The organism is Paraburkholderia haematera, from assembly GCF_905220975.1.
GTDB classification, from domain to species: Bacteria; Pseudomonadota; Gammaproteobacteria; order Burkholderiales; family Burkholderiaceae; genus Paraburkholderia; species Paraburkholderia haematera.
In genome coordinates this window covers 599,837-612,638 of the sequence record NZ_CAJNBK010000002.1, presented here as the reverse complement: position 1 = coordinate 612,638, position 12,802 = coordinate 599,837, and the positions used below count along the sequence as shown (strand labels likewise).

Annotated in this window: 8 protein-coding genes; 3 read left to right on the top strand and 5 right to left on the bottom strand. The window is 60.6% G+C overall.

Annotated features, from left to right (window positions below; translation table 11 throughout):
* A complete protein-coding gene (locus tag KHO23_RS07155; protein ID WP_211610310.1) occupies positions 1–1,257 on the bottom strand; it encodes an ABC transporter ATP-binding protein in 1,257 nt (418 codons plus the stop codon).
* Between the two features lie 140 nt (positions 1,258–1,397).
* Here KHO23_RS07155 and KHO23_RS07150 point away from each other — a divergent pair, with 140 nt between their 5' ends.
* Positions 1,398–2,987: an IclR family transcriptional regulator gene (locus KHO23_RS07150; RefSeq protein WP_211610309.1), complete on the top strand. Its 1,590-nt coding sequence runs from the start codon at positions 1,398–1,400 to the stop codon at positions 2,985–2,987.
* A 142-nt stretch (positions 2,988–3,129) separates the two neighbouring features.
* On the opposite strand, the gene KHO23_RS07145 is transcribed toward KHO23_RS07150, so the two are convergent.
* A complete protein-coding gene (locus KHO23_RS07145; protein ID WP_211610308.1) occupies positions 3,130–5,367 on the bottom strand; it encodes an NADP-dependent isocitrate dehydrogenase in 2,238 nt (745 codons plus the stop codon).
* Between the two features lie 365 nt (positions 5,368–5,732).
* On the opposite strand from KHO23_RS07145, the gene KHO23_RS07140 reads away from it, so the two are divergent.
* Entirely contained in the window at positions 5,733–6,335 is a 603-nt protein-coding gene (locus tag KHO23_RS07140; RefSeq protein ID WP_211610307.1) for a PAS domain S-box protein, read from the top strand.
* A gap of 358 nt (positions 6,336–6,693) precedes the next feature.
* Here the strand turns inward: KHO23_RS07140 and betA are convergent, their stop codons facing one another.
* The 3 genes from betA to KHO23_RS07125 form a co-directional block, all read right to left on the bottom strand.
* Positions 6,694–8,385 carry a choline dehydrogenase gene (betA, locus tag KHO23_RS07135; RefSeq protein WP_211610306.1) on the bottom strand — a complete coding sequence of 564 codons (1,692 nt, stop codon included), beginning with the start codon at positions 8,383–8,385 and terminating at the stop codon, positions 6,694–6,696.
* A gap of 44 nt (positions 8,386–8,429) precedes the next feature.
* Complete coding sequence (locus tag KHO23_RS07130) at positions 8,430–9,956, bottom strand: purine-cytosine permease family protein (protein ID WP_211610305.1); 1,527 nt, start codon at positions 9,954–9,956, stop codon at positions 8,430–8,432.
* Between the two features lie 129 nt (positions 9,957–10,085).
* Positions 10,086–11,594, bottom strand: a complete 1,509-nt coding sequence (locus tag KHO23_RS07125; protein ID WP_211610360.1) for an aldehyde dehydrogenase family protein — start codon at positions 11,592–11,594, stop codon at positions 10,086–10,088.
* 280 nt (positions 11,595–11,874) lie between these two features.
* On the opposite strand from KHO23_RS07125, the gene KHO23_RS07120 reads away from it, so the two are divergent.
* The gene (locus KHO23_RS07120) at positions 11,875–12,801 is read left to right on the top strand and encodes a LysR family transcriptional regulator (protein ID WP_211610304.1); all 927 of its coding nucleotides are present in this window, start codon (positions 11,875–11,877) and stop codon (positions 12,799–12,801) included.
* The last annotated feature ends 1 nt before the right edge of the window (position 12,802 follow it).

Here is a 12,802-nt window from a genome sequence, read left to right as displayed (position 1 = left end):
TCAGTCCCTCAGCAGGTTGACGGCATTCACGGCGACATCGAGCCAGACCGGCTGGCCGATTTGCGGACGATGAGCGGCACGGCCGGCGCTCATATCGCGAACCACGATGCGCTGCCCGTTGCCGAGCCGCACGTGACAGGCCGTGTCGGTGCCGAGATAAACCGTCGCGGCAATCTCGCCTTTGATCCGCGGACCCACCGATACCGATCCCGTGGCAAACGAAAGCCGCTCGGGCCGGACCGCCACGGTGACCGCATCGCCCACTGCGTAACCGTCCTGCTGATCCGCCATGAAATCGCCGACCTCCGGCACCGCGACCCGCACGAAACCCGCGCCCTGTTCCGCGATACGGCCGGCCAGCATGTTGTTTTCGCCGATGAAGTCCGCCACGAAACGGGTAGCGGGCCGGTCATAGATATCTTCAGGTGTGCCAATCTGTTGAACGAGGCCATCCGACATCACGGCAATGCGATCGCTCATCGCCAGCGCCTCTTCCTGATCGTGCGTGACGAAGACAAACGTGATGCCGGTCTTCTCCTGCAAGCTCTTGAGTTCGAGGCGCATTGCCTGGCGCAACTTCAGGTCGAGCGCGGACAGCGGTTCGTCGAGCAGCAGCACGCGCGGCTGCGGCGCAAGCGCCCGGGCCAGCGCGATGCGTTGCTGTTGCCCGCCCGAAAGCTGGTTGGCGCGCCGGTCGGCGAATTTTTCCATCTTGACGAGCGCCAGCATGGCCGCAACGCGCTGCTTGACCTCGGCCGGACTGCGCTTGAGCATGCGCAAGCCGAACGCGATGTTCTGCGCCACCGTCATGTTCGGAAACAGCGCGTAGTGCTGGAACACCGTATTGATCGGGCGGCGATACGGCGGCAACGCATGAACAGGCTCGCCGGCCAGCAAAATTTCGCCCGACGAAGGTTGCTCGAACCCGGCCAGCAGGCGCAACAGCGTTGTCTTGCCACAACCGGACGGCCCCAGCAGCGTGAAGAACTCGTTGTCGTTGATCGACACCGACACGCCCTTCAATGCGTGGGCAACCCCGGACGCGTCGCCCGGATAGATCTTGTGAGCGGCGCGCACGTCGATAATGGGCGTGCCATGCAGATTGGACGCGCTTGCCGCGCCGGCAACCGGCGTCGCGTGGCTACCGGCATGGCTGCCGGCATGGCTACCGGCCTGACTGCCGGACGGAGAAGCGCCAATGGTCCGCGCGGTTTGCCGCGCGGGCGGTTCGTTGACCCTGTTGATAGACGTCGACACTGTGTTGCTCCTTGATTTTGCCGTGAACACTTGACGTTTTACCGCAATGCGATTATCTTTACTGTTATTCGATTGACGCAATCATTGGCCGACCAAAAGTCGATGTCAATGACTTTTTGCCGTCCCTAGAGGAACCCCTAATGAGTGAAGACCATCGTTCTCGGATCGCGGCGCTCGACAAAGCGCTGGCGGTGTTAGAGGCGTTTGGCCCTGCTGCGCCTGATCTGCGCATTGCCGAAATCGCCGCGCTGACGGGCATGAACCGCAGCAGCGCGCAACGCGTCACGCATACCCTTGTGCGCTGCGGGTACCTGCATCGCGATGAGGTGTCGTTGGCGCTGTCGCTGACGTACCGGAGCGCGTGTATCGCGCACACCTTCATCAGCACGAATCACCTGATCGATCTGGCCATGCCCGAGCTGGTCGATCTGAGCGCACGCACGCATCTGCGCGCGGACCTGTGGGTGATGCAGGGCGCGGATATCGTCAACATCGCGCGGGTGCCGTCCGCCGCTCATTCGCGCGCCATGGCGCCGATCGGCGAACGCTTGCCCGCGCTCGCCTGCGCCCCCGGACGCGCGATGCTGTCGCGCCTGCCTGCCGAGGTCCTGGCTGGGCGCATCGCGGAATTGGCGGAAGCTTCCGATGCGGTCCAGGCGCCCGGCGAGCAGGCCGCCTGCGAACGCGCGCTGGCGGATGCTGCCGCGCGAGGGTATGTCCTCGAAGCCGGCAGCACGGTCAATGACGAAACGACGATCAGCGCCGCCGTGCTCGACGCGGATGGCGAGTGTCTAGCCGCCGTATCGGTATCCGGATGGCTTGGCGAAGTAAGCGAGGACGATCTGGTCAGCCAGGTTGTGCAGCCCGTGCTGGCCACCGCGCGCGCTCTCTCCAATCTGAGGATCCAGACGTGGTCGCGCGCGGTATCGCGCCCGGCCGAGGGCAAGGACGCCTTGACGGCCCCTGAGGAAGACGAAGACGATCCGTTGTTCATCGCGTCGGTCGCGCGCGGCTTCCGGGTGCTCGAAGCGTTCACGCCCGCCAACTCGGTGCCTACGCTGACTGCCCTGCACCGCTTGACCGGACTCCCTGTCGCGACGGTCCAACGCATCGTCGAGACGCTGATGGCGTGTGGCTACGTCGAGAAGGATGCGCGGCACAAGACCTTCCGGCTGACCGTGAAGACGCTCGACATGCTGTTCAACTTCCAGATGAGCAACCGCATCATCAAGACGATCTGGCCACGTCTGGTGCAACTGCGTGACCACTGCGGGCTACGCTGTTCGTTTTGCATACTGGCGGACAACGACATCGTTCACTTGCTGCACGTACAAAGCCATCCGCACGCCGACTACCACACGGCGTTCGTCGGCCGACGGCTGCCCGCACTCAGTACGTCGGGCGGCCTCGCGATTCTTTCGACGCTGGACGATGACCGGCTCGATACCGTCCTCGCGAACAGCGCGCCCAAGCCGATCACGCCGTTCACGATTACCGACAGAAACACCCTGCAGCAAGCCATCGTCGCCGCACGCGAAAAGGGCTATGCGTTCACCGACCAGCAATCGATCATGTTCGAAGTCAACGTCGCCGCGCCGATCGTCGAAGCTGACGGTCAGGTGCTCGGCGCGATGGTGGTATCCGCGCCGAAGCGGGACTGGACGGTAGCGCGTCTGGAAGAGGAAATCGTGCCCCGCCTGCTGTCTTACACGCGTTCGATGTTTTCCTGAGAGGACAGTCTTCACGCATGCGGAGTTGGCCTATTCTCCGGATCCGTTCGTTGTCGCCTAACGTGGTACCGGGACCAGAAAGATGGCGGTCAACGAGCAACAGAGCATGGGCTGCCCTGATTGACAGGGCAGCCCGATTTTCTTAAGCCTGTGTCGCCAACAGCGCCGCGTTCAGAATCTTGCTCGGACGCATCACGGCATCCAGCTTTTCCGTGTCGGGCATGTAGTAACCGCCGATGTCCACCGGCTGGCCTTGCACGGCCGAAAATTCGGCGACGATAGCCTGCTCGTTCTCAGTGAGTTGCTTCGCCAACGGCGCAAAATGCGCGGCAAGAGCAGCGTCTTCGGTTTGCGCGGCCAGCCCTTGCGCCCAGTACATGGCGAGATAAAACTGACTGCCGCGGTTGTCCAGTTGTCCCGTCTTGGGTGAAGGGTTCTTGTTGTATTCGAGCAGCTTGCCAGTGGCATCATCCAGCGTCTTGGCCAGTATTTTGGCCTTGGCATTGCCGGTCTTGATGCCCAGGTCCTCCAGTGACACCGCCAGCGCCAGGAATTCACCCAGCGAATCCCAGCGCAGATGGTTTTCTTCCACCAGCTGCTTGACGTGCTTGGGCGCCGAGCCGCCCGCCCCGGTTTCGTACATGCCGCCGCCGGCCATCAACGGCACGATGGAGAGCATCTTCGCGCTGGTGCCCAACTCCATGATGGGAAACAGATCGGTCAGGTAGTCGCGCAGGATATTGCCTGTGACCGAGATGGTGTCCAGCCCGCGAATGACGCGCTCCAGCGTATAACGCATGGCTCGCACCTGCGACATGATCTGAATGTCCAAACCGGTCGTGTCGTGGTCCTTGAGATAAGTCTCGACCTTCTTGATGACCTCGGCCTCGTGTGGGCGGTACGGGTCCAGCCAGAAGATGGCCGGCATGCCGGAGTTGCGGGCGCGGGTGACCGCCAGCTTGACCCAGTCGCGGATCGGCGCGTCCTTGACCTGGCACATGCGCCAGATGTCGCCTTCTTCCACGTTCTGCACGAGCAACACTTCGCCTGTGGCGATATCGACAATGCGGGCCTCGCCCGCTTCGGGTACTTCAAACGTCTTGTCGTGCGAGCCGTATTCCTCAGCCTGCTGGGCCATCAGTCCGACGTTGGGGACCGTGCCCATTGTGACCGGATCGAAGTTACCGTTGGTCTTGCAGAAGTTGATGATCTCCTGATAGATACGCGCGAACGTGCTTTCCGGAATCACCGCCTTGGTGTCCTTCGGACGGCCGTCGGCGCCCCACATTTTGCCGCCAATGCGGATCATGGCCGGCATCGATGCATCCACGATCACGTCGTTGGGGGCGTGCAGGTTCGAGATCCCCTTGGCCGAATCCACCATCGCCAGTTCGGGCCGGTGCTCGTGGCACGCGTGCAGATCGCGGATGATTTCTTCGCGCTTGGAAGTAGGCAGGCTCTCCAGCTTGTCGTAGAGGTTCACGAGGCCATTGTTGACGTTCACGCCCAGTTCGTCGAACAGTTTGCCGTGCTTCTCAAAGGCATCTTTGTAGAAGATCTTCACGGCGTGACCGAATACGATCGGATGCGAGACCTTCATCATCGTGGCCTTCACATGCAGCGACAGCATGACATCGGTCTTACGGGCATCTTCCATCTGCTCTTCGTAAAAGTCGCAGAGCGCTTTCTTGCTCATATACATGCTGTCGATGATCTCGCCGTCCAGCAATGAGACCTTCGGCTTGAGTACGATCGTCTCGCCGTTCCGGGTAAGCAGTTCCATCCTCACGTCGCGGGCGCGGTCCAAAGTCATGGACTTTTCGCCATGGTAAAAGTCGCCGTGCTTCATGTGGGCCACGTGGGTGCGCGAAGCCATGCTCCACTCGCCCATGCTGTGAGGGTGCTTACGAGCGTAGTTCTTCACGGCGCCAGGCGCGCGGCGGTCCGAGTTGCCCTCGCGCAGCACAGGATTGACGGCACTACCGAGGCACCTGGAGTAACGCTGACGAATAGCCTTCTCGGCTTCGGTCTTCGGTTCCTCAGGGAAATCCGGCACGTGGTAGCCCTTCCCCTGCAACTCCTTGATCGCACCGACCAGCTGATGCACCGAGGCGCTGATATTGGGCAATTTGATGATGTTGGTATCGGGCAGCAAGGTCAGACGACCCAGTTCGGCCAGGTTATCGGGCACCCGTTGCGCCTCGGTCAGAAACTCCGGAAATTCGCCCAGGATGCGCCCGGCCACTGAAATGTCGCTCGCGGCGACGTGAATTCCGGCCGACGCGGTGAACGTGCGGACGATGGGCAGGAAGGCACTCGTCGCCAGCAGCGGCGCTTCGTCGGTCAGGGTGTAAATGATCGTAGGTTGCTGGGTAGTCATTCATTACCTCGAGATCGTGAAATGGGATGGTGACTGGTGTCACTGACCGGCATTGGCAGTTGAATTTTGCCTGACTTCGCTTTCCAGCGGGCTAAACCGCGCGCCCTTTTCACGTTAGGCTTGCATTGCAATCGAAGAATGAAGAATTCGCTTAAATGCGAATCGTCCTATACCCTGGATCGTGTCACCCCGGGGCCATATGATCCACGCTGACCAGTGCGCCCACCTACCCGACCAGTAAAATTGACCATCAATTTGTATCGCGATACGCTGTTTCCCCAACGCGGCCTGCGGCCATCTCTCAAGCATCGCTCGAGGGTGGTCTCGCAGGCGCGATCCGGCAGCACCCAAGCCCGTACACGGCCATGAAAAGCGAACTCATCTCAGACCTTGTCATCACTGCCGCGGATTATTCGCCCGACGCAATCTTCCTCGTGAACGAGCACGGACGTATACGCCATGCCGGCCCTGCGTGCGAGGATATATTTGGTTATAAACCGGGCGAGTTCGTCGATCAGTTCATTATCGACTTCGTGGTTCCAGCCGATCAGGACGCCACGCGCAAGGAAGCGAAAGAAGTATTGGCCGGCCGCAAGCGGGTCGGCTTTGAGAATCGTTATCGCCACAAAAATGGGGACGACGTCTATGTCACGTGGTCGGCACGCTGGCTGGAGCACGAGCGCCTGCGCGTCGGTGTAGCCCGCGACGTGACCGAGCTCCGCCGCCGGGAGGCCGCGCCCTCGGCACTGTTATCCGTCCTTGCGCCGTATGAACGCAAGGTTCTTGAACTGTTGCTGACCGAGGCGACTGAGAAACAGATCGCCGAGCAACTTGGCCTCGCCGCCTCGACCACCCATTCCTATATCACCGGGATTTTTCGAAAATACGGCGTGCGAGGACGGGCAGGCTTGATGAGCCTGTGGCTCAAGAATCTTTCCAATGGAATCGCCCAACTGGGCGACAGGTAGGCGCGGCTATTCCCGCGTGGGTACTGCCGCCCCCGAGCGGCAGTACCCACTAACCATGCGGGTCAGCATTGTCGAGTAGTTTTCCTGCGCAGAGCCCGCCGGTTTTGCACACGTTTTCCGGGCTCTCATTGGGGTCTCTCAGGCTTCTAGCTTTCAGCTTATTTTGGCCCAACGTTCGCACTTTCAACACCACCGACGAGACAGTCAAGCCCGTATGCAGGAAGGGATGCTACCGGAAACGCCGTGCCCAACCTATCCTGCTAATCAGAGGGGTGATGAGCGAATCCCAGCGCGCCAACGATTCAAACTGACGGGCTGCTGAGGAAGTTATTTCCCCGCCCACACGCCGGCCACTCCCCTATTCGACGTGCAAATCTCGCGTTGGCGCATGGGTGCGTTGCCGTGTCTCCCATCCCTCGGCCAGGCCCACGTCAACGTCGGACGAGGGCAGCATGGACACCGACCGGACCAGGTCGGACGCACGTTCGGCGAGCATGATCGTCGGCGCGTTCAGATTGCCGTTGGGTTCGGTCGGAAATACCGACGAATCGATCACGCGTAAACCCTCAATGCCGCGAACCCGCAATTCGGAATCGACCACAGCCATATCGTCTTCCCCCATGCGACACGAACCGCACGGATGCATCGTGCTTTCCAGGTTCGCCCTGACGAAGGCGTCGATCTGTTCATCCGTTTGCACGTCCGGTCCGGGCGCGAGTTCGACATCGCGGAAACGGTCCATGGCCGGCTGACCGATGATTTCTCTCGTCAACCGAACGCAGCGTCGGAATCCTTCCCGGTCCTCTTCGCGATCCAGGTAGTTGAAGCGGATTTCCGGGTGCGTATAGGGATCGGCCGACGTCGCTCGCACGTAGCCTCGGCTCTTCGGCTTGTTCGGTCCGGTCAGCACCATGAACCCGTGGCCTTTGAACGGCTTGTCGCCGTCATAGCGCATGGCCGCGGGCAAGAAATGGAACTGAATATCCGGCCACCGCAATCCCGCTTCCGAGCGGATGAATCCACCCGCCTCGAAATGGTTGCTGGCGCCGAGGCCATCCTTGAACAGGAGCCAGCGCAGCCCGATCATGAATTTGCTGAACGGGTCCATTTTTGCGTTGAGCGTGACGGGTTCCTTGCACGCGTACTGGATATAGATCTCCGCGTGATCCTGCAGGTTCTCGCCCACGCCCGGGAGGTCATGCCTGACCTCGATCCCCGCCTTGCGCAGCACGTCGGCAGGTCCGATGCCGGAGCGTTGCAGCAAGTGCGGCGAGCCGATCGGACCCGAGGCGATCAATACTTCCGCACGGCATCGCACGGTATGCGTGACCCCGCCTTGATCGTACGCAACCCCGACAGCGCGCTTGCCTTCGAGAATCACGTGACGTGTCATCGCATTCGTGACTACGGTCAGATTGGGCCGCTTCATTGCCGGGCGCAAATAGGCGTTGGCGGTAGACCAGCGCACGCCGTCCTTGACGGTCATGTGCATCGCGCCGAAGCCTTCCTGCATATGGCCATTGCAGTCCTCCGTCTTGATGTATCCCGCCTCCGCACCCGCCTCGATCCATGCACCGTACAGCGGATTCGCCATGTTATTGCCGTTGTTGGTGCTGAGCGGCCCCTCCCCGCCCCGGTACGCGTCGCCGCCGAACTTGTAGCTCTCCGCGCGGCGGAAATAGGGCAAACAGTTGCGATACCCCCAGCCTCGCGCGCCGAGTTCCTCCCATTCGTCGAAGTCGCACGCATGGCCGCGAATATAGACGAGACCGTTGATCGACGACGAGCCTCCCAGCACCTTGCCGCGCGGACAGTGCAGTTGGCGGCCGTTCAGATGGGCCTCGGGGGCGGTCTGATACTTCCAGTTGTACTTTTTCGTATTCATCGGCATCGAAAACGCGCTCGGCATCTGAATGATGACGCTGCGATCGCTGCCGCCGTATTCCAGCACCAGAACACGGACTGCCGGGTCCTCGGTGAGCCGGTTGGCCAATACACATCCGGCCGATCCGGCGCCCACAATGATGTAATCGAATTGCTCGGTAATCATGATATTTGCCTGCTTCCTAAAATCTCGACGGGCTCGTCGGTGGATCAGTAGCGATTCTTGTCGCCGGTGGTGTATTGCGGTGAGGTCTTCTCGATCTGGGCGATGACCGATGCCTCGTACTTCAGATCGAGCGAGCGCGACAGCACGTAATACGCGATCCCCGAGACGAGCAGCCCGACCAGCCAGGCCAGATCGACGCTGCCCATCGCGCGGGCAAGCGGGCCGACATACACTTCATTTGAGCCGTCGAGAACGCAAAAGAATGGAATCATCGCGACAAAACCGATCGCGTACGCCAGCAAACCGCGCGCGCCCCATGTGCCGTACAGGTTGTTGTGAGGCATGAAAAAGTGCGGAATCGCATAGCGTCCCTTGCGGACGAAAAAGTAATCCGTCAGGTTGACCGCAGTCCAGGGCACCAGAAAATACAGCATGACGACAAGGTAAATATTCAGCACGGAGAGACCCTTGCCCGAGGTATAGATGCTCAGCGCCACGCCGAGTTGAAGGATCACCACGAAGAGGATCGCCAGAATGCGAGTCCTGGGCGTCGGCTGGATTTTGCGGAACGAATCAACTGCCGTGATAGCCGTCAATTTGGCGCTGTAGATGTTCATCGCGATCACCGGCAGAAACGCCAGGATCGTGACGCCAACCACCACGCTGCCCATGCCCGGCGCCAGATCGCTACCCACCTGATTCAACGCGACCAGCACATCGGTTGCATGCAGATGGTCCGCGAGCCAGCCGCCAATCGCGATCATCCACGCGCCCGACAGCGATGCGCCAAGGAACACCGCCGCGATCAGCTTGCCGCTCGGCGTGTTTTTCGGCAGGTAGCGAGAATAGTCGGACACATAGGGTGCGTAAGCGATGTTGTAGCTGGCGGCGGCTGCGAATTGCGCTATGAACGCGGTCCAGTTGAAGCCCAGTGGCGGCGTCGGCGCCGCGCCCGGTGCGACAGCGGCGAGCGGCACGTCATGCACCCAGTGCATCAGGACGGCTACCGTTACCAGACCGTACAACGGAAGCGACAGATACAACGCCCATTTGAAACTGCGGTGCATCCAGTCGTGGCCAAAAATGGCCAGAATCGAAGCCGGCACCGTGACGGCCAACGCCACCTTGATTGGATCCCAGTTGAACAGTGCATTGAGACCCTGCATCATCAACACCAGGTTGACGATGTTGAATCCCGCAAACACGAATAGCGTCGCCAGCAACACGACAATGACCCCGCGATAGCCGAACTGCGCTCTCGACTGAATCATCTGCGGCAAGCCGAGATGAGGGCCCTGCGATCCGTGAAAGGCCATGAACAAGGTGCCGAACATGATGCCCAGCGTACCGGCTATCGTCGTCCACAGCGCGCTCAGGCCAATGCTGGGACCGACAAAGCCGATGGTCATGGTGAAGAACGTGAAATTACCCAGAAACCAGAACGGTCCCTGCCTGGATAGCCGGTCCGTTCTTTCGTTATCCGGAATAAAATCGATTGAATGACCTTCGATAGCCCCGTGTTCGATCCCAACTACGGTACCTTTAATTGCTTCGTCTGTTGCTTGCATCATGTACCCCTGGCTGTATTGAGAGGTTGATGGAATAGAGATGGATTCGCCATGCATGCCGGCCGCGACACCCGCTCGTCACGCGGCGCTCGGCTCGCGTAAGTCTCAGGGCGTCAGCGGCACAATTGCGCTTCAGTGCAGCGTGATCCAGACCGCCTTGCTTTCCATCAGATGATCAAGTTGCTCCGGGCCGAGGTCCTTGCCGAAGCCGGACTCTTTGAATCCGCCGAATGGCATCGACGGATCAATGGTGCTATGCGCGTTGACATAGACTGTTCCTGCGTGCAATTGAGGAATCAGCTTGTGCACGCGGTTCAGGTCGTTGGAATAGATCGCGGCCGCGAGACCGTACGGCGAGTCGTTCGCCAGCGACAACGCGTCGCCTATGTCGTCGAAGGGAGCGGTCACCAGTACCGGCCCGAAGATTTCTTCCCGGACGATCTTCATGTCGCTGCGGCAGTGCGCGAAGATGGTTGGCTCGACGAAATAGCCAGGCCGATCCAGTTCATGGCCACCGTGCACGACTTCCGCGCCTTCGCGGCGGCCGGCTTCGATATAGGAAGTGACGCGATCCTTCTGAAGCGCGGACACCAGCGGGCTGATGAAGCAATCCCGATCGAGCCCGGGCGCGATCTTCATCTTGCGTGTGTGTTCGATCAGCGCGCCAATAAACTTGTCATGAATGCCGCGTTGGATGTACACGCGTGTGCCCGCATCGCAAACCTGTCCGGAGTTGAAGAAGATGCCGTTGGCGACCGCTTGGGCCGCTGCGTCGATGTCGGCGTCCTCCAGCACCAGCACCGGAGACTTTCCGCCCAGTTCGAGCGTGAGGCGTTTGAAGCCGCCCACAGCCGTGTGCCCGACCGTGCGGCCCACTTCGGTGGAACCCGTGAACGTGATCTTGTCGATACCTGGATGAGCCGCCATGGCCGCGCCAATATCGCGCCCGCGCCCGGTTATCACGTTGATGACACCGTCCGGAAACCCGGCCTCCTGCACCAGCTCTGCGAAGCGAAGCGTCGACAGCGAGGTGAGTTCGGCGGGCTTGATCACCGTTGTGCAACCGGTGGCGAGCGCCGCCGCCACCTTCCACGCCATGGTTTGCAGCGGGAAGTTCCATGGAACGATGACGCCGATCACGCCAATGGGTTCCTTGCGGGTATAGGCAACGTAGTCACCCGGCAGGGAGGGTTCAACCGTGCGGCCGTGGAGCTTCGACGCCCAACCGGCAAAATAGCGGAAGGTGTCGATCGTGCCTTGAATATCGACGTCACGCGCAATGGCGACGGACTTGCCTACGTCGATCGATTCGATCTCGGCCAACTCCGTTGCGTTCGCTTCGATCAGATCGGCGAGCCGATGAATCAGCCGCTCGCGTTCAAGAGGCTTGAGCCTGCGCCACGCGCCACCGTCAAATTGCTTGCGGGCAGCCTCTACCGCGCGATCCAGATCGGCGGTCGTGCCCAAGGGAATGTGGGTGATCACGCCCGCGGTGGACGGCTCGATCACCGCGCAAGATTCCCGTTCGCCTTGCGGCACCCAGGCGCCGCCAATGAACATGCTCTGCGGCTTGGCGAGAAAGCGTTGCGTCTCTTCGCTGACGCCGAACTTCTTCAGGTAATGTTGTACGACGGTGTCCATCATTGTCTCCTGACTTATAGATTGAGTGCTACCCGGCCTCTCATGGGCGAGTTTCATGCACGTGTGTCCGCCTGCTTCCGCAACGTCTGGCAATGACCTAGCGGGATTGCCGCGAGAGCCGATTGCTCACAATCGATCGGGGGTCCATCGATATAAACGCGGCTTGTGGCAGCGCGGTGTTTAGAGAGACTATGGACGACATGCGCGGAGGTAAAAATCACGTGAATCAGATGTTCATATCGGGAATATCGAAGCAAGCAGTGCAAGAGGAGCGACGACGGTGATCCAGCTGCAGGACGTGGACCTCAAACTACTGAGGGTGTTCATGACGGTGGTTCGGTGCGGTGGTTTTTCAGCCGCCCAGGCGACCTTGAACGTCAGTCAGTCGACCATCAGCGAGCAGATGACGACGCTCGAAACGCGCCTGGGGCTCAAGCTTTGCGAGCGCGGGCGGAGCGGATTTCGCCTGACCGAACACGGTGTGGCGACTTACGAAGCGGCGCAGCGGCTGCAGGTGGCGGTAGAGAGCTTCTGTGTGGATACCGATGCGCTAAAAAAGCACATCTCGGGAAAGCTGTACCTCGGCATCATCGACAACACGGTTACCGATTCGGCCTCACCGCTGCCCCAGGCACTGCAAGCGTTCGTGTCGAGGGGGCACGACGTGCATCTGGATGTCTATGTCGGCACGCCTGCGGAGTTGGAGGAGCGCGTGCTGGATGGCCGGCTGCATATCGCTGTCGGGCATTTCCCGCTTCATGTGCCGGGGTTGACCTACACCGATCTCTATTACGAACCGGACGGCCTGTATTGCGGAAAGAGCCACCCGCTCGCCGGCAGCGCGCTCGACGATACCGCGCTCGAGCAGGCCATCGCGTCCAGCCGTGTGGTAGCGCGAGGCTATCTGCAGCAGCACGACCTTCAAATGCTCAAGGTCAGTAAAGCCGCAGCAACCGTCGACAATATCGAGGCGCAGGCTATCCTCATTCTATCGGGCGCGTATATCGGATTTTTACCGGATCACTACGCTGCCCGATGGGCCGCGCGCGGCGAGATGCATCGGATCTGCCCGGACCAGTTCGGCTCGCAGTGGCCATTCTGCGCGATCGTACGGCGGACCGCGGTACCTCCAACCATCCTTCAGGTATTCATGGTCGACCTGATGGAAAGCTACCGTAGGGTCGCGCAGACCGCGCGCTCGGCGTAGG

Bases quoted from the DNA above. Each gene is read 5' to 3' on its own strand.
- KHO23_RS07150 (WP_211610309.1), top strand. From the start codon at position 1,398: ATGAGTGAAGACCATCGTTCTCGGATCGCGGCGCTCGACAAAGCGCTG.
- KHO23_RS07145 (WP_211610308.1), bottom strand. From the start codon at position 5,367: ATGACTACCCAGCAACCTACGATCATTTACACCCTGACCGACGAAGCG.
- KHO23_RS07140 (WP_211610307.1), top strand. From the start codon at position 5,733: ATGAAAAGCGAACTCATCTCAGACCTTGTCATCACTGCCGCGGATTAT.
- betA (WP_211610306.1), bottom strand. From the start codon at position 8,385: ATGATTACCGAGCAATTCGATTACATCATTGTGGGCGCCGGATCGGCC.
- KHO23_RS07130 (WP_211610305.1), bottom strand. From the start codon at position 9,956: ATGATGCAAGCAACAGACGAAGCAATTAAAGGTACCGTAGTTGGGATC.
- KHO23_RS07125 (WP_211610360.1), bottom strand. From the start codon at position 11,594: ATGGACACCGTCGTACAACATTACCTGAAGAAGTTCGGCGTCAGCGAA.